The organism is Prosthecobacter sp. Pr1 (assembly GCF_057652315.1).
In genome coordinates this window covers 147,490-166,786 of record NZ_JBYFBS010000003.1, presented here as the reverse complement: position 1 = coordinate 166,786, position 19,297 = coordinate 147,490, and the positions used below count along the sequence as shown (strand labels likewise).

The 19,297-nt window shown below is 60.5% G+C and carries 20 protein-coding genes; 9 read left to right on the top strand and 11 right to left on the bottom strand.

What is annotated here, in order from left to right:
- Both AC24GY_RS06055 and AC24GY_RS06050 read left to right on the top strand, forming a co-directional pair.
- Positions 1-522, top strand: coding sequence for a hypothetical protein (locus tag AC24GY_RS06055; protein ID WP_487681166.1), 522 nt, complete (start codon positions 1-3; stop codon positions 520-522).
- A 53-nt stretch (positions 523-575) separates the two neighbouring features.
- The gene (locus tag AC24GY_RS06050) at positions 576-1,364 is read left to right on the top strand and encodes a ThuA domain-containing protein (RefSeq protein WP_487681164.1); all 789 of its coding nucleotides are present in this window, start codon (positions 576-578) and stop codon (positions 1,362-1,364) included.
- Between the two features lie 113 nt (positions 1,365-1,477).
- Here AC24GY_RS06050 and AC24GY_RS06045 read toward each other — a convergent pair whose 3' ends face one another.
- Complete coding sequence (locus AC24GY_RS06045; RefSeq protein ID WP_487681162.1) at positions 1,478-3,043, bottom strand: long-chain-fatty-acid--CoA ligase; 1,566 nt, start codon at positions 3,041-3,043, stop codon at positions 1,478-1,480.
- A gap of 126 nt (positions 3,044-3,169) precedes the next feature.
- Between AC24GY_RS06045 and AC24GY_RS06040 the strand changes: the two genes are divergently transcribed.
- A complete protein-coding gene (locus AC24GY_RS06040) occupies positions 3,170-3,355 on the top strand; it encodes a hypothetical protein (protein WP_300198149.1) in 186 nt (61 codons plus the stop codon).
- Here AC24GY_RS06040 and AC24GY_RS06035 read toward each other — a convergent pair.
- The 6 genes from AC24GY_RS06035 to AC24GY_RS06010 all read right to left on the bottom strand — a co-directional run bounded on the left by AC24GY_RS06035 (position 3,352) and on the right by AC24GY_RS06010 (position 8,152).
- Positions 3,352-3,876: a 3D domain-containing protein gene (locus tag AC24GY_RS06035; RefSeq protein ID WP_487681158.1), complete on the bottom strand. Its 525-nt coding sequence runs from the start codon at positions 3,874-3,876 to the stop codon at positions 3,352-3,354. The two genes, AC24GY_RS06040 and AC24GY_RS06035, sit on opposite strands and share 4 nt — an antisense overlap.
- A gap of 140 nt (positions 3,877-4,016) precedes the next feature.
- Complete coding sequence (locus tag AC24GY_RS06030) at positions 4,017-5,354, bottom strand: SBBP repeat-containing protein (RefSeq protein ID WP_487681157.1); 1,338 nt, start codon at positions 5,352-5,354, stop codon at positions 4,017-4,019.
- A 4-nt stretch (positions 5,355-5,358) separates the two neighbouring features.
- Positions 5,359-6,144 carry an NIPSNAP family protein gene (locus tag AC24GY_RS06025; RefSeq protein WP_487681155.1) on the bottom strand — a complete coding sequence of 262 codons (786 nt, stop codon included), beginning with the start codon at positions 6,142-6,144 and terminating at the stop codon, positions 5,359-5,361.
- Between the two features lie 35 nt (positions 6,145-6,179).
- Positions 6,180-6,599 (bottom strand): PIN domain-containing protein, encoded by a 420-nt coding sequence (locus AC24GY_RS06020; protein WP_487681153.1) that lies wholly within the window; start codon positions 6,597-6,599, stop codon positions 6,180-6,182.
- A complete protein-coding gene (locus tag AC24GY_RS06015; RefSeq protein ID WP_422321493.1) occupies positions 6,596-6,862 on the bottom strand; it encodes an AbrB/MazE/SpoVT family DNA-binding domain-containing protein in 267 nt (88 codons plus the stop codon). The genes AC24GY_RS06020 and AC24GY_RS06015 overlap by 4 nt, the downstream gene beginning before the upstream one ends.
- Positions 6,863-6,910: 48 nt before the next feature.
- On the bottom strand, positions 6,911-8,152 hold the full coding sequence (locus tag AC24GY_RS06010) for an anthranilate synthase component I family protein (RefSeq protein ID WP_487681150.1): 1,242 nt from the start codon (positions 8,150-8,152) through the stop codon (positions 6,911-6,913).
- 73 nt (positions 8,153-8,225) lie between these two features.
- Here AC24GY_RS06010 and AC24GY_RS06005 point away from each other — a divergent pair, with 73 nt between their 5' ends.
- The 5 genes from AC24GY_RS06005 (at position 8,226) to AC24GY_RS05985 (ending at position 14,570) form a co-directional block, all read left to right on the top strand.
- Positions 8,226-9,572, top strand: coding sequence for a hypothetical protein (locus AC24GY_RS06005; RefSeq protein WP_487681148.1), 1,347 nt, complete (start codon positions 8,226-8,228; stop codon positions 9,570-9,572).
- Between the two features lie 19 nt (positions 9,573-9,591).
- Positions 9,592-11,586, top strand: coding sequence for an SUMF1/EgtB/PvdO family nonheme iron enzyme (locus AC24GY_RS06000; RefSeq protein ID WP_422321490.1), 1,995 nt, complete (start codon positions 9,592-9,594; stop codon positions 11,584-11,586).
- Between the two features lie 5 nt (positions 11,587-11,591).
- The gene (locus tag AC24GY_RS05995; RefSeq protein WP_487681145.1) at positions 11,592-12,485 is read left to right on the top strand and encodes a hypothetical protein; all 894 of its coding nucleotides are present in this window, start codon (positions 11,592-11,594) and stop codon (positions 12,483-12,485) included.
- Positions 12,486-12,523: 38 nt separating this feature from the next.
- Positions 12,524-13,453, top strand: a complete 930-nt coding sequence (locus AC24GY_RS05990) for an alpha/beta hydrolase fold domain-containing protein (protein ID WP_487681143.1) — start codon at positions 12,524-12,526, stop codon at positions 13,451-13,453.
- Positions 13,454-13,535: 82 nt separating this feature from the next.
- Positions 13,536-14,570 carry an MBL fold metallo-hydrolase gene (locus tag AC24GY_RS05985; protein WP_487681141.1) on the top strand — a complete coding sequence of 345 codons (1,035 nt, stop codon included), beginning with the start codon at positions 13,536-13,538 and terminating at the stop codon, positions 14,568-14,570.
- 88 nt (positions 14,571-14,658) lie between these two features.
- Here the strand turns inward: AC24GY_RS05985 and AC24GY_RS05980 are convergent, their stop codons facing one another.
- Positions 14,659-15,018: a hypothetical protein gene (locus tag AC24GY_RS05980; RefSeq protein WP_422321486.1), complete on the bottom strand. Its 360-nt coding sequence runs from the start codon at positions 15,016-15,018 to the stop codon at positions 14,659-14,661.
- 365 nt (positions 15,019-15,383) lie between these two features.
- Here AC24GY_RS05980 and mutS point away from each other — a divergent pair, with 365 nt between their 5' ends.
- The gene (gene mutS, locus AC24GY_RS05975) at positions 15,384-17,921 is read left to right on the top strand and encodes a DNA mismatch repair protein MutS (RefSeq protein WP_487681139.1); all 2,538 of its coding nucleotides are present in this window, start codon (positions 15,384-15,386) and stop codon (positions 17,919-17,921) included.
- Positions 17,922-17,954: 33 nt separating this feature from the next.
- Here the strand turns inward: mutS and AC24GY_RS05970 are convergent, their stop codons facing one another.
- The 3 genes from AC24GY_RS05970 to AC24GY_RS05960 all read right to left on the bottom strand — a co-directional run bounded on the left by AC24GY_RS05970 (position 17,955) and on the right by AC24GY_RS05960 (position 19,273).
- The gene (locus tag AC24GY_RS05970; protein WP_487681137.1) at positions 17,955-18,263 is read right to left on the bottom strand and encodes a type II toxin-antitoxin system RelE/ParE family toxin; all 309 of its coding nucleotides are present in this window, start codon (positions 18,261-18,263) and stop codon (positions 17,955-17,957) included.
- Positions 18,260-18,505, bottom strand: a complete 246-nt coding sequence (locus AC24GY_RS05965; RefSeq protein ID WP_487681135.1) for a ribbon-helix-helix domain-containing protein — start codon at positions 18,503-18,505, stop codon at positions 18,260-18,262. Before AC24GY_RS05965 ends, AC24GY_RS05970 begins: the two co-directional genes overlap by 4 nt.
- Positions 18,506-18,580: 75 nt before the next feature.
- The gene (locus AC24GY_RS05960) at positions 18,581-19,273 is read right to left on the bottom strand and encodes a hypothetical protein (RefSeq protein ID WP_487681133.1); all 693 of its coding nucleotides are present in this window, start codon (positions 19,271-19,273) and stop codon (positions 18,581-18,583) included.
- Between the last annotated feature and the right edge of the window lie 24 nt (positions 19,274-19,297).

The following is a 19,297-nucleotide window of genomic DNA, read 5'->3' as shown; positions in this document are numbered from 1 at the left end:
ATGAAACGAGACGAGCCAGCAAAGAAGTTTGGAGACGTTCTTCTTGGTGGAAGCCGGTTTGTGTTTTGGACTCTTGGTCCTCTCATGCTTTGCTTGGCTCTGTTCATGGCCCTCATGGCTTATGTCCGATTCTCGGCAAATGATCTTCAAACAGGCTTTTTGTTTTTGGGCTGCAGCCTGATTGCCTCCTGCCTCTTTCTTGCATTGCTAAACGGACCGCGTTTCTGGTGGGCCGGGAGATTCGTCATGTTGTCCGTATTCAGCGCATACTCTTGGTATTTGCTGGACACGTGGCTGATTCATCCAAAGCCAATCGAGATTGGAGGACCAAGAAGCAGCGCAACACCATGGAATGCCTTGTGCGGCCTGGTGATCATCGGCTTTCCGTGTCTGTGCTACACTTTACGAGGTAGATTTACATGGCGGGAACCGGCCACCGATCAGGAGGCAATGGAAATCGATACATTGGAAAGCCACGATCATTCATCTTCGCAAGAAGGTCCTAAGGAGCTAAGACGTTGAGTTTTCAGTTCGCGAAGAAGCCGTAACCCGACGTAATTTCAGAGTCATCATCCATGCACAATCCCCTCATCCGCGTCACCATCTGGAACGAATTTGTCCACGAACGGCAGAATCCCACCGTGGCAGCCATTTATCCGAACGGCATTCACGGGGCGCTGGCGGAGTCGCTGTCCAAGCATGGCGATTTCAACGTGCACACCGCCACGCTGGATGAACCGGATCAGGGTCTGCCCCCGGTAGTGCTGGATCAAACCGACGTGCTGCTGTGGTGGGGCCATGCGGCGCATGATCAGGTGAGCGATGAGCTCGTCACCCGCGTGCAAGAACGGGTGCTCGCAGGAATGGGGCTGATCGTTCTGCACTCCGGGCATTTCTCCAAAGTCTTCAAACGCCTCATGGGCACCAGCTGCGCCCTGTGCTGGCGCGAAGCGGGCGAGCGCGAGCGTGTGTGGAAAATCAATCCCGGCCACCCCATCGCCGCCGGCATTGGCGACTGCATCGAGATCGAGCAATCAGAAATGTATGGCGAGCCCTTCGGCATCCCCACACCGGACGAGTTGATCTTCGTCTCCTGGTTCCAAGGCGGCGAGGTGATGCGCAGCGGCGCCACATGGACTCGCGGCAGCGGTCGCATCTTTTACTTCAGCCCCGGCCACGAAGTGTATCCCATCTACCACCTGCCGGACGTGCAGCGTGTCATTGCCAACGGCATCCGCTGGGCACGTCCGCAAGGAGCGGCGGCCAACACCCCACGCCATGTGCCGGTGGAGCAGGCGCGCGAGAAGATCGAAGTACGCGGCGGCACCGTGCACGTGGAAGACGGCAAGCTTGCGGGTCAATGACGGCTGCGGAGGATAGGCCTCCGGCCTGTCGGCGGATCGAGGCGTCCCGCCTTTGATTCAAAAACTAAGGCGAGACGCCTCAAGCCGTGGTCAGGCCGGAGGCCTATCCTCCTCTACTGCGCAGCAATATTCGCCCGCCCGCCACGCAGCACATACTTCTGAATCTTCCCCGTCGCGGTCTTCGGCAGCTCAGCAATAAACTCAAATCCATGCGGCACCTTGAAGTGCGCCAGATGCTCGCGGCAAAACAGACGCAGCTCCTCGGGCGTGGTGCTGGCACCGGGTTTGAGCACAATAAAAGCCTGCGGTGTTTCCCCCCATTTTTCATGCGGCAAGCCGACGACGGCAGACTCCTGCACGGCAGGATGGCGCAAGAGCACGCCCTCCACCTCAACAGATGAAATATTCTCACCTCCGCTGATGATGATGTCCTTCCAGCGGTCGCGGATTTCGATGTAGCCGTCCGGATGCACCACAGCGGCGTCTCCGCTATAAAACCACCCGTCGCGGATGGCCGTGGCAGCGGGGTCATTATAATACCCCTTCATCACGGCATTGCCGCGAATGATGATTTCACCCATGGCCGCACCGTCCTTAGCGACCTCCTGGCCATCATCATCGACCACGCGGACCTCCGCATTCGCGAGGTATTCCACCCCCTGCCGGGCCTTGATGACAGCACGAGCCTGCGGGGTGAGCTGTGCGTGCTCGGGGCGCGTCTCACTGATGGTGACGATGGGCGAAACCTCCGTGAGACCATACACATGAGTGATGTCCCAGCCGAGCTCGCCTTCCATGCGCTCAATGGTGGCGGCAGCAGGCGGAGCACCGGCAGTGATGACGCGGACACCACGCGGTGCGTTCTTGCGGAGCTCTTCCGGCGCATTGGCCATGCCGATGAGCACGGTCGGAGCAGCGCACAGCAGAGTGACTCCCTCCCGTGAGATCGCTTCGAAAATGAGCCGTGGGTCCGCCTTCGGCAGGCAGACATGACGGCCACCCACGGCGGTAACGGTCCAGACAAAGGTCCAGCCATTGGCATGAAACATGGGCAGCACCCACAGGTAGCGGTCCGCGCTGGTGATATGGGTATGCATCAGGTGGCCCATGATGTTGAAGGCCGTGTTGCGGTGCGAAACCATGACGCCTTTCGGATTCGCCGTGGTCCCGCTGGTGTAGTTCAGCGCGATCATCTCCGTCTCGGAGATTTCGGCGGCAACGAAATCGGGCGGAGAGGCTGCGAGCGTGACTTCGTAGTCGGTCCAGCCGGGCCTGCTGCCCGTGAAGGCCACAAAATGCTCCACCCCGGGCACTTGATCGCGGATCGAATCCACCGCGTCAAGGTAATCGGCAAGCACACAGACGACTCGGGCACCGCTGTGCTTCAGGATGTAGGCGAAGTCGGCGGCGGTGAGGCGGAAATTAATCGGAACGATGACGGCTCCGATCTGAGGGATGGCGTAAAACGCTTCCAGATGAGAGTGCGTGTTAGGCGCAATGGTGGCCACGCGTTCGCCGGGCTTCACCCCAAGCTGCTGCAGCGCAGCCGACCAGCGGTCGCAGCGCTCAAAGAATTCACGATAGGTGAAACGGCGTTCTCCATCCACCACGGCTTCGCGGTCAGCATAAAGTCGGCGGGCACGGCGGGCGAAATCGAGGGGCGAGAGCGGGGTTTCCATGAAATTCGGCCGATCATAGGAAGTCATGCCCCGCAGTGGCGAGCGAAAAACATGCGCAGTCTTTTCCGCCAGCGCGATGATTCTTGCCACGACTTTGCCGCCAAGGTGGCTTAAAGTCGAAGACCCATGACTGACATTGACCCTGAAACACTCGCCGTCCGCATCCGCCAGTCACTTGGCTGCAGCAAGGATCTGGCTGCAGACTACGTGAAGGGCATCAGCAATCCCCCCGAGATCATCCACGGCAAAATCGTCGTGCGTGATCCCGAAGGGCGTATTGTAGCTCGTGTCCCGGAAAGCGTCCTGGCTTAAGCCGGACGGGATTCGATCCGGGCGACCATTTCGCGCACATGCCAGGCTTTGTAGGCCCGTGGCTTCAAAATGGTGAGGCTTCTGATGAACGAGCCCCACTTGAGGACGCGAATGGTCACGTGGCGCGTGCCCCAGTTGTTCATCATGCCGAACGTCGGCTTGTAGAGATCGATGGTCTTCGTGCCCACGAGGGCGGAACCGTAGTCATCGACGACGTAGATCGAGGGATCTCCCTGAATCTGGAACACCGTGCCCACCGGATAGATGGACCAGTCTGCAGCAGCACTGCGGATCTGACCGTGCTTGAGCGGGGTACCGGCTGCGGTGCGGGCACCGTATTCGATATGGTCGCTTTCGTCGTGAGTGTAGGCGGTTGTCTTGACGCCTGCAATGACCTGGCCTGGAGTGCCAGCTGGGGTTGTGGTTGAGCTTTTAACTTCTTCCGCGGCAGCGGAGACGCACATAGCAGCGAGGCACAGGAGGGTGGTTGGATTCAATCTGTCGGTTGGTTGTTGGGTCACGCTCGACCAGATGGGGGGCCCGGTCGGAGGGGCGCGCATGGTGACGAGTTCGACACCCCTGTCAACGCGCTGGTTTGTAGCCGGGACAGGCCAAATACCTAGCTTAGGACGACCCTAAGGCCCGATTTAGAGCCACAACGTCACTTTAAACGAAGAACTGCCCCGTAAGCCTCGGCCCCGCCGGGCGACGCCATGGTCTGGCCACCGAATGTCGCAGGTGCGACACAAGACCCTGAAATAATTAGCCTGCCGGAGGGGTGCCAGGCCATGCAGTAGGCGTTGTCCCCCTTGATTCCACCGCTTTGGACGAGCCATTCGAGGCCGCCTTTGGCATCAAAAGCAGCTGTAAAGATGTCCGTGGCACCTTGGGTTTTGAGAGTCTGATCAGCGAAGGTGGCAGTTTCGGAAAACTCGCCTGTCACGAAGCAACGCCCCGTGTTGTCCGTGGCGACACCGAGGCAGTAGTCGGTGGCCGGACCTTGGAGAACATGGCTCCATACCAGTTTGCCCTCGGGGCTATAGTGCGCGAGCACACCATCGTTGTCTTTGTCCCCGGTGGTGTGCACGGGGCCACCATTGAGAACGCCTTTGAACATGCCTGCACACCAGGTGCGTCCTTTAGCATCGACTGCGATTTCATGGAAGCCTGCGCTGGGTACGCCCGGGAGGGTGGCTGCCCAGACGCCTTCGCCTGAGGAAGTGAGTTTCAGCACGATTCCAGCCTGGGATTTGGCATCCAAGGTCACTGCATCCATCGTGCCTGTGCCGCCGCCGCTGCCTCCTATATAGATAGAGTCGTTGGCATCGACACCAAGGCCGTGGCCGCTGCCGGAGAATTTGCCACCGGTTGCCTTCACCCACTTCAGTTTGCCATCGGAGTCATACTTGGCGCAGAAGATGGGGCGGGTGGTGCTGCCGGCATTCACGGTGACGTCGCCGAACTTGGCTTCGCCTGCGATGGCACCCGTCACGACGATGTCGCCCTTGGAATCGACCACGATTCCGTGGCCGTAATCGTAGCCTTTGCCGCCGGCCGTTTTGATCCAAAGCAGTGTTCCGCTTGTGTCGTATTTCGCAATGAAGATGTCATAATCACCCGAATTCGGGAGGGTCTGGCCGTTGGCCTGGGCATCGGTGCTTTGGTAGTGACCGGTGACGTAGGCATTCCCCGCCGAATCGGTGGCCACGCCATAGCCGCGGTCCACCAGGCTGCCGCCTAGACTGCGGACCCAGAGGAACTTTCCCTCCGGGGAGACTTTGGCGAGGAAGAAATCCATGCCGCCGAGTCCGGTGCGTTTTTGGTCGCCAAAGGTACCGTCATCGGTCGCCTCACCGGCGAGGAAGACGTTGCCTTCACGGTCAAAGGTGACCGCGCGGGTCTTGTCACTTTTGGCTCCACCACCTGCGGCAACCCAGTCGAAGGTGGGGGTGGCGGCGTGGAGGGAGGTGGCGAGGAGGATGAGGCAGAGCGTGCGCATGGTCTTACTGGATGGGTGAGAAGTCCGTGGCCTTCATGTAGATGCTCTTCACGCCTTCGGCCTGGGGCTGGATGGTCAGCGGGCCGCCGTTGGCTTCCTCGCTGGCAGCTTTGGCTTTCACCCAATCGGGATCAGCACGGAATGAGGTGAAGGAGGCGAGCCCGGCTTCCTTGCTGTCATGGGCGAGGATGTAGATCAGCTTGTTGGCAGCACCTTTGTCCGCATCCGTCGGGGTCCAGTAGGCGAGATTGGTCATGCCGTGCTTGGTGAAGAGCTTCACGGTGTGATCACGAAAACGGGCGAGCAAGGCGTCGAGCTTTCCTTCCGGCGTGGTGTAGGTGCGCATTTCGAACACGCGGGGCTTGCTGCCTTTGGCAATGGTCAGCGACGGTGAAAAATCCGTCGGTTTCATGAAGATCGACTCCGGTGCTTTGGCGAGGATCTTGCCCCCCTCTTCGCTGGCCTTGCGGGCGGCCTGCCATTCGGGATCAGCGCCAAAGGCCTTGAAGCTTTCCTTGGCGGCTTCGCGGCTCTTGTGTTCGAGCACGTAGATGAGGGTGGTTTCAGAGCCGTTCTCTTCATCCACCGGCACCCAGTAGCCGATGTTTTTCATGCCGTGCTTTTCAAAGAGCTTGCAGGTGTGATCGCGGAAGCGGGCCAGCAGGGCATCAAGCTTCCCTTCGTTGCAGGTGTAGATGCGCAATTCGTAGACCCGGCTGTCATCGGCGGCGTGGATCAGCGGGGCGAAAAGAATGCCAAGGGCAAGGGCGAGAAAGGTGAGGCGCTTCATGAGGGATGAACATACGCCTTGGAAGTGAATGCTTATCAAGGAAGCCTAATCTCAGGATCTCCTGTGCGGCGGAGAGCTTGAAAATCGGTGAGGTTGATCGTGTAGAGAACATCGGCAGCGGCTTTTCGCGCCGAGACGAGGTGCACGTAGTCGTAAACAGCTCCGCCGCGCACACCGTGTTTTCTCGCCACCTGGAGCGCATTCAGCAGTTCCTCCGCACTGAGTTCGACAAGACGAACACGAGGCATGATCGTCTGGCTGAGCAGTTGCGCCGCCAAGTCAGCATCCACTTTCATGCCGAGCTTGCCGCCCGTAAGCGTTGAAAACGTCTCGAGCAACGCATGCACACAAATCACTCCCTCACCTTTCATCAGCAGCGCCAGGCATTCCGCATGCCTGATTTCGTCGGGTGCAAGTGCTGCAATCAACACCGAACTGTCCAGCAGGAAACTCATCGCCGCAATGCACGGGTGGCCTGGTCGTCACGCTCAGCACGAACAGCGGCACCGGCGTCCAGCTTGATGCCAAGCCTGGGCAGCACGAGAACTCCATTTTCCATCTCCCCCGCAGTCACCACCGGAACATCCTTCACGATTTCGATTCTATCCTCGGTGACCTCCGCCCGCAGGCGCTGACCAGGTTCGACGCCGAAGACGCGCCGCAGGGATTCCGGCAGATTGATCTGCCCGGCTTCGTCAATGGTGAGCGTCGCGGTCATGAGGGTGATTTTGCCACTCAATGCCTTGAACCGCAAGCGCCGCATGCCTCACCCCGCTGCAGCCAGAATACCCGCCGCTTTGTGGAGGGTTTCTTCGTACTCGTGCTGGGGGATGGAGTCGGCGACGATGCCGGAGCCGACGTGGAAGGTGATTTGATCGTCTTTCTGCACGGCGGTGCGGATGGCGATGTTCCACTGGCTGCGGCCATCAAAGCCGAACCAGCCGATGGCGCCGGTGTAGAGGCCGCGGGCGTGGGGTTCGAGTTCGGCGATGATTTCGCTGGCGCGTTTTTTGGGTGCGCCGGTGATGCTGCCGCCGGGGAAGCAGGCGCGGAAGGCATCGACGTGATCGACATGCGGGCGCAAGATGCCGGTGACGGTGGAGACGAGGTGGAAGACCTGAGCGAAGCTTTCTACGCGCCACAGTTCCGGGACGGCGACGCTGCCGAATTCGCAGACCTGGCCGAGGTCGTTGCGTTCGAGGTCGGTGATCATGAGGAGTTCGGCACGCTCTTTGGGCGAGGTGGTGAGCTCGCGCACGGCGGCGGCGTCACGTTCGGGGTCAGCGGCGAAGCGAGGACGTGTACCTTTGATGGGCCGTGTGGCGATGCGGGAGCCCTGCATGCGGAGGAAGAGCTCGGGGGAGGCGGAGAGGACGGTGGTCCCGGCCAGCTGCATGAAGGCGGCGTGCGGCGCGGGGGAAACGGCGCGCAGTTTTAAATAGAGAGCCAGTGCATCGGCTTCCTGCGGCCAGGCTGCCTGCCAGGGGTAGGAAAGGTTTACCTGGTAGATGTCCCCGGCGGCGATGTAGCTCTGGGCACGCTCGACACTGTGAATGAAGTCTGCGCTGCGGACGCCGGGTGTGAAATGAAGGCGTGGGGCGGCGGCAGGCTGGCAGGGGGAGGGCTGCCACTTAAAATCGCCGAATTCGAACCATTTTGCGGTGTCATGATGATAAACAAGGCCGTGCGGGTAAATACCGAAGACAAAATGGCCGTCGTAGCCGACCCAGCCGTACAAACCGCCGGCCGAGGCCCGGGGAATGCGCAACGCAGTACGTACTTTTTCCCAGTCCCGGTCGATGTGGCCCCGCAATAGGGCGACAGGCTCGGCGGTAAGAACGGAGACCGCGCCGGGTGCCGCCAGAGACGAATCCATCCATACCAAGCCCTCGCGGTGGCACAGTTGCGCCGCGATTTCGGCGGGAGTGAAGGAAAATGCACACGGCCGGTAGTGCGGTGACGTTTCAATGGCATGAGAAAACAGCGGCAGGGAGTGACCTTCCGGCATTTTGAACGAAGAACCCTGAAACATTGACACTAGGAGGCCTAAATCGTACCATGAGCGTCTTTTTCAGCAACTTGTGACTCCTCCATCTACCATTCTGTCTTCCGAGCGTGATCGTTCTACTGCGGTTGCGATGGGGACGCTATGCGTGCTGGCGGTGGTGCAGCTCAGCCTGGCGTTCAAACTGCTCACAGCCCACCCTTCTCCTGCTGCGGAACAGAGCCCGATGGCAGCCGCGCCGACTCTGCCAGCGCCTGTGCCTAGCATGGTGCCGGAGATCGGCCAGATCGCCATGCCACCGAGTGCCGTCACTGCCCCCCCCCTGCCGGGGTCTTTGATGCCAGCACCACCCGCCGCGCCCCCTGTGTCGAATGCTCCGCCACCCATCGGTTCCTTCGACAAAATCGGAGCTGCGGCACCCATGCCCGCCCCAGCGTACATCCCCCAGGCTCCGCCCACCGCCGCGACGCCGGTTATTCCTGCGGCCCCAGCTCCTGCCCTGCCCGGGACCTCTCAGACTTTTGCACCTGCTCCTGCCATGCCTGGGACTTCTCTGACTTCCGCGCCTCCGTCAGTGTCTGGCACGCAGGCTGCAGGATTCAAGACGACAGCACCGACTGGACCCAACTCCAAACCCGATGCCGCCACGGCACTGCTGCGGGATGTGAACTACGTCATCACGGCGGCCAAGGAGCTCCGCGGCCTGAGCGACATGCAGGGCACTTTGGAACTGCTGCGCAAGGCGGATGAACTGACGCCGGATCATCCGGCCATCATTGCCGAGATGGCGCAGACCTACGAACAGATGGGGATCACGGCCAAGGCGACGGACGCATGGCGGCGCATTCAGCTTCTCGGAGCCACGAAGGCGGGCAGTTATTTTGAACTTGCCTCACGAAGGCTGGGCGCGGGTTCGGCAGCGGTGTCGGCACCTGCATTATCGGCTGCCTCCGGTGCGGACGGTGAAAAGTTTCTGCGCCTCGGCGCCTGCCAGGCGATCCGTGATTTCCAGGTCCCCTCCGGCGAACGCTACGTGCTGCATGTCCCCATCTCCCGTGCGGGCAACCGTCCGATCAATTCGCAGGAGCTGAATCTTGAGGTGTTCTTTTTTGACCGAGTGAACAACCAAACAGTGGCGCAGACCATCGCCCCTGAACCGGTCGAATCCTGGCAGTCCGCGCCTGTGGACTGGAACGGCACCGGCGAGGAGCTGCTGGACGTCGTTTATCACCTGCCCGCCCTTTCCCCCGCCGAAATCCAGCAGCATGGACGCCGTTCGTACTACGGGTACATGCTCCGGCTCTACTACAACAACAAACTCCAGGATGTGGCTGCCGAGCCCCGCGATCTCCTGGAGTTCGGAACCACACCTGGCGCTGCTCCTGCGGGTGTGAATCCGCTGCTCCCGCCGATGGGAAAATGATCGCCACTGACATGCCCGCATGACTCTTTTGTTTGTTGATTCCAATGCCGCACTGCGCGGCACCCGAACCATCTGGCTCAGGGACAACCTCCCTGGGTACACCGTGGTTGATTTTGCCAGCCCGTCCCAGGCGGCTGCGTGGGTGGCGAAAGCCGACTCACTCGACATCCTCGTGACCGAGGCGATTTTTCAAACGCAGGAAACCGGCTTTGCGCTGCGCGACACGGTGCGCGCACGATTTCCGCAAACACGGGTTCTTTTCACGACCCGCTACGACCTGACCGGATTTGAAGACCAGATCGCCGACGGCCTGGTGCTCAAGGATGCACCTTACACACCGGAGAAGCTGCTGGATCGTGTGCGAGCGCTGCTGACGCTGCCGGTGGAGTCCAACGAACCGCCACCGGTCATGGTGCCTGGCACCGTGCTGGGAAACTACCAGGTGCTGGAGCGGCTCTACATTGAACGGGAGTCTGAAACCTACCGCGCGCTGCAGATCACCGTGCAACGACCGGTGGCCTTGGTGCTGCTGAAGCCGGAGTTTCTGAAGCAGCCGGATGTGGTGGCGAAGTTCAAGGAACGTGAGCGGGTGAAGGCCTCGCTGATGCATCCACGCATCGCCCCGCTGTATGAGGCGGGTGAGACGAACGGCTGGTTGTTTTACACGCGCGAACTGCCGCGCGGCCGCAGTTTGTCGGAGATCGAGCTGACGGATGAGATGCTGACCGAGCGCCGCCTTGCGGAGGTTTTGTTCGGAGTGGCGGAGGCCATGCAGTTTGCCACGGAGCGTGGTTACCATCATCGCAGCATCTCGCCGCGAGACATCTACATTGATGCGGACCATCAGGCGAGCATCGTGAATTTCTTCCGCCCGTCCGTGGCCAAAAAGCGCGATCCGCAGGCGGATGTGAAGGCTTTTCTGGACCTGATGCGCCCCATCGCCGCAGAGGGCAAGTCCCGTGGACTGCTGCAATCGCTGGCCGATGCCAACCACGACTGGAACGGACTGCTGAACGCGCTCGATGATGTGCGTGACGACATGCGTGAGCGCAGCATCGTGCGCAAGATCGAGGCGGAGACGCTGCCGGTAAACGTCAACGGCAACAAACCCTGGTGGGTCTGGGTGATGATCGTCCTCATTCTGGCGGTGGTCGCAGGCCTCGGCGCCTTGATGAACAGCAGCAACACCCTGCCAACTGCCAATGCTTCGGCGCTTCCCATCGAGATGGTGAAGATCCCAGCCGGCACATTCATTTATCAAAAGAATGAGAAGATCAATCTGCCGGAATTTTGGATCAGCAAGAATGAGGTCACCATCGGCCAGTATGCGGACTTTCTGAAGGCACTGAAAAAAGCGCCGACGACAGCCTTTGATCATTCCCTGCAACCGAAGACCAAAACGAGCCATGAGCCTGTGAAGTGGGGCCAGTATTATGCCGCCGCCAAAGCGGGCACCACGTTCAACGGTGAGAGCATCACGCTCAACACACCGGTGTCCCAGGTGGACTGGTGGGATGCGTATGCCTTTGCCAAATGGAACGGCCAGCGCCTGCCAACGGAGCAGGAGTGGGAAAAATCCGCCCGTGGTGAGCACGGCTGGATCTACCCCTGGGGCAACAAGCCCAACAGCAAGGCGGCCAACCTGGGCGATGATTACGATGCGTCGCCGAAAGGCAAAGGTGGCAAGATCGACGGGTACAATCTCTGGGCGCCGATCACACGCGTCACGCAGGACGTCAGCCCCTACGGTGTGTGTGACATGGCCGGGAACGTGAGCGAATGGACTGCGGGCGAAACGCAGTCCGGCGAATGGCCCTCGCACCCGGACTACATCGACATCAAGGTGCCCGTGGTGCGTGGCGGGCACTTCGGCCTGAAGAGCAACGACCAGCTGCTCACCGACAGACGCTTTCCTGAATCCGCGAATGAGGCTACACTCGCGCGCGGCTTCCGCACCGCCAGCAGCACCGCCCCCGCTGCCAGCACTGCACCGCCAGCCAAACCCAAATCTTGAAGCTTATGAACCGCCTCCTCCTGCTCCTGATCCTCTGCCTGTGCTGCGGCCAGGCCCGTGCTCAATACGTCACGAATCTGACCCTGCTGAAAAATCAATTCCTCACGGGCGAGCCAGTGGTGGCGGTGGTGACTGTCACCAACCGTTCCGGTGCGGATGTGATCGTGGGCGGCCATGGCGCACCCGACTGGCTGCAGTTTGAGATCACCCAGTCCACTGGGCAGCGGCTGGCCCCTGTGGGGATCAGTTCGGAGGAGCCCATCACCCTGCCGGCAGGTGGCACGACCAAGCACACGGTGGAAATTTCCGGCGGCTATTCCACGTCCAGCCTGGGAACCTTCACCATTCTTGCGAATGTGCTGCACCCAATCTCCGGGCAGTACTTCATGTCCAATAAACTGCGCATGACCATCACGGACTCCAAGCCGAACATGTTTGACCAGCCGTTTGGTGTGCCGCAGGGTTTCACCGGAGCCGGGCGTCAGCGCCGCTACCAGGTCATCCTGTTTCGCGAGCTGGATGATTTGCAGCTCTACTGCCGCATCACGGATGACCGCAGCGGAGCCTACATCGCCACATTCCTGCTGGGGCCTGCGATGATGGCGGTGCAGCCACAGATCAGCATCGACGTGCATAACAAGCTGCACGTCTTGTTCCTGGCGATGCCGCATGTTTTCTGCCACGTGGTGGTGAACCCGGATGGCAAGGTGCACCAGCGCACGTACTACAAAGACCCGGAAGGCAACCGGCCCACCCTGATCATGACCCAAGGCGGAGCGCAGGTGGTCGGCGGAGCACCTTTTGACCCCGGCGCGCCTCCTCCGCCAAGGAAAGCCCTGCGCAAAGCCTCCGAACGTCCTTCGGCAGAAATGGGCACGGTGCCGAAAGCGAAGAAATAACGCTAGGACCCGAGGTTCTGGGGGCGTTATGCATGCCCATGCATTTTCGTTTCTCCCTCTGCCTTGCCCTTTCTCTTGCGCTGAGCGCCCTGCACGCTGCCGACCCCAAACCGGCGGCGAAGGCCGGTGCCAACGGCCCGAAGTGGAAGGCGCTCAAGCCGCAGACTCCGGCCGGATTCACGCTGAAGACGATCGAGGTCGCGAAGTATCCTGAGCACACGGTGGAGTTGTACGTTTATGTGCCTGATGCGGCGGGAACGTGGCCCTGCATTCTGGACATTCATGGCGGGGGCTGGAAGGCCCGGCAGGTGGAGGCTGACAAGCCGATGATGGAGCGCCTGGCGCAACGCGGCTTCGTGACCGCGCTGGTGAGCTACCGCCTTTCCACCGAAGCGAAATACCCGGCGGCGCTGCACGACTGCAAAGCCGCGCTGCGATGCCTGCGTGCGCATGCGCAGGAGCTCAAAATTGACCCTGACCGCATCGGCTGCATGGGCGGCTCTGCGGGCGGGCATCTCTCCGGCTTGACTGCGATGACGACGGGACTGCCCGAATTTGAAGGTGAAGGCCCGTTCAAGGATCAATCCAGCGCGGTGAAGGCCTGCATCGTCATGGCGGCCACGCAGAACCTTGTGGACTCCAACTATTTCCAAAAGAACGAGAGCGCGATCCTCTTCTTTGGCGGCAATGCGCTGGAAAAACCGGAGGTTTACAAAGAAGCCTCGCCCATCAATCACGTGCGCGCCGGGGTGCCGCCGACGATCTACATCGAAGGGGAAAAAGACACGCTCAAAGTGGGCCGTGCGGAGATGATGGAGAAGCTGAAGGCGCTCGGCATCGAAACCGCCGTGCATACGCTGAAGGACGCGCCGCATCCGTTCTGGATGAAAGATCCGTGGTGCGCAGAGACGGTGGACATCGCGGCGGCTTTCTTCAAGAAGCACCTGGGTGAGCCGGTGGTGAAGTGAGGGGTGCGACAGGGCCGTGCCTGCGATGATGCCCACTGATGCCTGATCCTTGACGTCCGGCACCTGAACGGTAGCAATGACGATGAGCATCTCTTTCCGCATCCTAGGGACCGCTGGCGGGGATAACGCTCTGCTGGTGCAGGTGGACAGCGGCCAGGCCGTCGAACGCCTCCTGTTCGACTGCGGCGAAGGGTGCGTTTCTGACCTGCCGTTTGCCGACATCCAGGCGATTGATCACCTGTTCTTTTCGCACCTGCACATGGATCATGTGGGGGGATTTGACTCGTTCTTCCGCTGCATATTCAACCGGCAGACCAAGCCAAACCGGATCTGGGGGCCGCCGGAAACCATCCGCATCCTGCAACACCGCTGCCAAGGATTCTTGTGGAACCTGCATGAGGAGATGTCGGCGACTTTGCGTATCTCCGACATCCATCCCGGGCAGATCCACACGGCCCGTTTGGAGCTGCGTGAGGCCTTCGCGGTCGCGCATGACGAAGGGGCGCAGCCGTATGTCCGAACCCTCTGGGATGGTGCTGGATGCGCCGTGGATGCTGTCACGATGGACCACCGGACCCCCACGCTGGCCTACGTAGTCCGTGAGAAGGCGCGGCGGAACATTGACACCTCCCGGCTGCCGTCCTTGGGCTTGCGGCCGGGGCCTTGGCTGAAGCAGTTGAAGGAGTCAACGAGCAGCTCCGAGGTGGTGGTGATCGATGGTGTCACGCACTCCATGGGCGAGCTCCGGGAGCGATTGATCGTCGAAACGCCCGGGGACTCAATCGCCTATCTGACGGATTTCATGCTGGATGAAGCGGCGATGGAGCGCCTGACCGAAGCCTTGCGTGGCTGCCGGGTGATGATCTGCGAAGGGCAGTACCGCCACGCGGACATGGAACTGGCCAGGAAAAACTTCCATATGACCACGGTCCTTGCGGCGACTCTGGCGCAACGGGCTCAGGTCGAGGAACTGGTGCTGTTCCACTTGTCGGATCGATACCAACGTGCTGACTGGTTGGAGATGTTGCAGGAAGCCCGGCAGATCTTTCCGAAGACTGGCTACCCGGCGCACTGGAACCTGGAATCGAACGCCGAACCAGCCGATGCAGCCATCTAGGGCCGCTGACTGTTATCTGGCGGCCCTAGCTCCCAGCGCTGCTGGCCGCAGCGCTTAATCTTCTGCTCTTCATGAGCGGACTCGGAAACTACTTCGTCTTCGGCAGGGCCTGAACGAGCAGATTGTAGAACTCGTTTTCCTCGTGGGTTTCGCCGTCGCTCTTGAGGATGTTTTTGACCACGCCAAGCACTTCCTTTTGCGCGGTCTTGGTGGTGAAGACCTGCGCCTTCTCGTTGATGTAATCGAACATGGCGTCGTCGCTCTCGGCAGCCTCACGGGCGCGGGCCAGGGACTCGTCGATAAAGAGGCTCTTCGGGTACTCCGAATCCCAGCCTTCGGCGACAAAGGCGGACTCCAGCAGACGATCTTCGGTCAGGGAGATGTGCGCGTCGGCATAGATGGAGAGACTGAGAATGTCGAACAGGGCTTCGCGCTGGGGTTGGTTCATAATGTTCTATTTTGCAAACATGCTGCTGCTGATCAAGCGCACACTTCATCCCACTGAAATCTTCAGTGTTTGGAAGGCTCCTGTGTGTGACCCTGCGTGAACTGCAGCCGCCACCTGGGAGCCATTGACCGTGACCACGGCGTAGCCTGCTGAATCTGCCTATTCGAAGGACGTGAGTTGGGCAGCGGACAAACGCAGGTTTGGCAGGGTGGCGGCGCTGCAGAGGCATTTCATCGTTCACTCGCTTTGCTCGCCCTGCGGGCCCCTTTCATTCGTGTGTCTCGCTTCGCGCGGCTCCGAAATCGTCATTCGTCATTGCTCCATCTTGACCTTCCGTCCAACCTCTTGATTCCTTGCCCCCGCCCATGTCCGACGCCAGCACCACTCCCATGATGAAGCAGTACCTCGCCATCCGGCGCGAACTGCCGGAGGACGTGCTGCTGTTCTTTCGCCTGGGGGATTTTTATGAGCTGTTCTTTGAGGATGCGAAGACGGCCTCGCCGATCCTCAATGTGGCGCTGACGAAGCGCAACGGGGTGCCGATGTGCGGGGTGCCGCATCACTCATCGCAGGGGTACATCGCGAAGCTGATCAAGGCGGGCAAGCGGGTGGCCATCGCGGAGCAGACGACGGACCCGGTGCCGGGGAAGATCGTGGAGCGTGCGGTGTCTCAGGTGCTGAGCGCAGGGACGATCAATGATCTCAATCTGCTGGACTCGAACCGATCGAACTACCTCGCGGCCGTGTTTCGCGAGGGGAAGAAGCTGGGCCTGGCGTATGTGGACCACACGACGGGTGAGTTTGAGGTGGCGGAGTTCAAGGACACAACGGAACTGGCGGATGAGCTGGAGCGACTGCAGGCGAGCGAGCTGCTGTACAGCGAGGAACAGGGGGACTTGATCGCGGCGCTCGGCAGTCCGAGCTGTGCGCAGCCCATTGAAAGTTATCTGTTTTTGATTGATCAGGCGCAGCACAGTCTGACGCAGCATTTCAAGGTGCAATCGCTCGATGGCTTTGGCTGCCAGGGGCTGAGCGCGGCGATCGGTGCGGCGGGCTGCATTTTGCAGTATCTGCAGTTTCAACTGCGGCGCAGTGTCGATCATATCCAACGCCTGCGGTATGCGCAGATCAGCGATGTGGTGCTCATTGATGCTGCGAGTCAGAGCCATCTGGAACTGGTGACGGCACGGGGTGGCAATGCGCATACGCTGCTGAGCGCGCTGGACCGCACGTGCACGCCGATGGGTGCGCGCAAACTGCGGCACTGGGTGCTGCACCCGCTCAGAGATCTGGAAGCACTGACGCAACGGCAGGACATGATCGCGGCGCTGCTGGAGGAGAGCATGCTCTTCAGCCAGATCCGCACGCTGCTGAAGGAGGTGCGCGATTTGGAGAGGACGAGCTCACGCCTCAGCCAGGGCAGTGGGAACGGGCGTGATTTGTTGATGCTGGCGTCGTCGCTGGAAGTGGTGCCGGCTTTGCGTGCGGCGCTGGAGCAGCTGATCGCGGAGAAGGACGCCGAGTCGCTTTCTGAAGGAGGGATCAAGATGATCCCGCTCCTGCTGGCGCGTCTGCATGATCTCACGGGGATCTCGCAGGAGATTCAGCGTGCGATCGCGGATGAGCCGCCGATGCAGATCAAGGAAGGCGGCGTCTTCCGCGAGGGCTACCTGCCTGCGCTGGATGAACTGCGCGCGGCCTCGACGCTGGGCAGGCAGTGGATCGCGGATTTGCAACAGCGTGAGATCGAGCGCACGGGGATCAAGAGTCTCAAAATTAAATACAACGCGGTCTTTGGGTACTTCATTGAAATCACGAAAGCGAACGTCGGCAGCGTGCCGGCGGACTATCACCGCAAGCAGACGACGGTGAATGGCGAGCGCTACATCACGGATGAGCTGAAGCGGATGGAGGACAAGATCCTCGGCAGTGAGGAGCGCAGCAAGGCGCTGGAGTATGAGGAGTTTCTGGGGCTGCGCAGCCGTGTGCTGGAGCATCTGGTACACATCCAGGAGACGGCGGAGACGATTGCCATTTTGGATGCGGTGGGCTCGCTGGCGGAAACGGCGCGGTTGTTTAACTACACACGGCCTGTGCTGAATGAGACGCGCAATTTGTTCATCCGTGATGGGCGGCATCCGGTGCTGGATCAGAACCTGACGAGCGGCGAGCGCTTTGTGCCGAATGACATCACGCTGGAGCCGGAGGAGAGCCGGCTGATTTTGATCACGGGGCCGAACATGGCGGGGAAGAGCACGTATTTGCGCATGACGGCGCTGCTCACGCTGATGGCGCAGATCGGCAGCTACCTGCCGGTGTTCAGCGCAGAGGTGGGGCTGGTGGATCGCATCTTCACGCGCATCGGCGCGAGCGATGACATCGCGCGCGGGCAGAGTACCTTCATGGTGGAGATGAACGAGACGGCGCTGATTCTGAACAATGCGACGGAGCGCAGTTTGGTGATCTTGGATGAGATCGGGCGCGGCACTTCAACGTTTGATGGGCTCAGCATCGCGTGGAGCGTGGCCGAACACATCCATGACAAAGTGGGCGCGCGTGCGTTGTTTGCGACGCACTACCATGAGATCACGGCGCTGGCGCAAAGCCGCAGTGCGGTGAAGAATTACAACGTGGCGGTGAAGGAGTGGAACCAGCAGATCATCTTCCTGCGCAAGATCATGCCGGGCTGCGCGGAGAAGAGTTATGGGATCCAGGTGGCAAGGCTCGCGGGCCTGCCGGAAAACGTGATTGAGCGCGCGAAGGAAGTGCTGCAGCAGCTTGAGGCGGGGCACCAGCCTGCGGAGAGTGTGAAGGAGGTGCCGGTGGCGACGAGTGTGCCGGCGAAGGTGAGGAAGAAGGCCGTGAGTGACGCGGACGCGGGGCAGATGGTGTTGTTTGGGTGAGGCCTCTAGCAAAAGCAGGCGCATCTGCATCGATCAGCTCTCCTGAAATAAGTCTTCGGCATGACGAGAAAAATCCATCGCATCATGGAGCACGCGGGCGATTTCGACACGGTCATCCTTCACGCGGAATAAGATGGCATGTCGGCCTGCCAGGCAGATGCGGCAGTCAGGATGAAGTTCTGAGCGCAAACGCCAGCGAGTTGGATTGTCCGCGATGCGCTCGAAGGCGGCCCATAGCATCGCCAGATAGCGGTCTGCCTGCTCGGCATCCCAGGTGCGCAAAGTGTAGTCATCGATGGACTCCAGGTCTTCGATGGCAGCCTGAGCCAGACGGAAGGTCATGCAGCCTGCCTGCGATTGCGGAAGTGATTCATGAAGGCGTCACGATCCATTTCGATGGCCTCGCCACGATTCAACTGGTCAAAGCCCAAGGAGGCTTCCTGGCGTAACAGTACCAGCGCTGATTCCCGTGACTCCATCTGCCGCAAGGCGTCGCGCACCACTTCGCCCTCATCCGCATACATCCCGGAGGCCATTTTCCTGGCCACGAGTGCGTCCAGAGCTGGTGGTAGGGTGATGGTCATGCTCAACGAAATGCCACAAAGTTAACGGGCTGCAACCTCTCAAAAAGAGACTGCACGGGCCGATTCAGAATCCGACTACCGCCGTTGCAACGAACGATCCACCAGGCCTTCGTAGATTTTGCGACGTTCGTCGAGGCCGAGGCCTTGGTTGCGGAGGCCGAGCATTTGTTGGTTGATGGTCTCGCGCTGGGAGGTGCTGAGGCGGGAGAGTTTGGCGACCATCTCGGGGGGCGGGGCCTTGGGGTAGCCGTCTGAGGAGAAGCCTTCCTTGTAGTTCACGGCGGCGGCTTTGGCCTCGTTGAGCTGGGAAGATGTGAGCGGTGGAGCGTTGCCACCGGAGGTTCCGGAGCTGCTGCCGCCTGATTTGGATCGAGGAGGTCTGGGCGGGGGCTTTTGGTAGCGGACGGAGATGACCTCACCGCCGGGGATCTGAATCTTGGCGGACCAGGTTTGGATCTCGGCAGAATTGCCGCCGACGCCGACGAGCTGCCAGCCTTGGAAATTGGGGGTCTTGGAGACGACGTGGGACTCGAAGGTTTTGGTGTCGAGCAGGGTGGCGAAGGTGTCTGTTTCGAAGTGGGCGACTCCGGTGAGGATGAGTGAGTCGGAGACGCCGAGGGAGCGGGTGAAGGGGGAGTTTGTGACGAGCGCGTCAAAGTCTTCCATGTTCACCGGACGCGGGATCGCACCATCATCATCAGGTGAAATGGTCTCTGCGGCATGCAGCGTCACAGCCTTGCACAGGCCAAGGAAGAGGGCGCAAGGCACCTGCTTTATGGAGTTCCCTTTCTT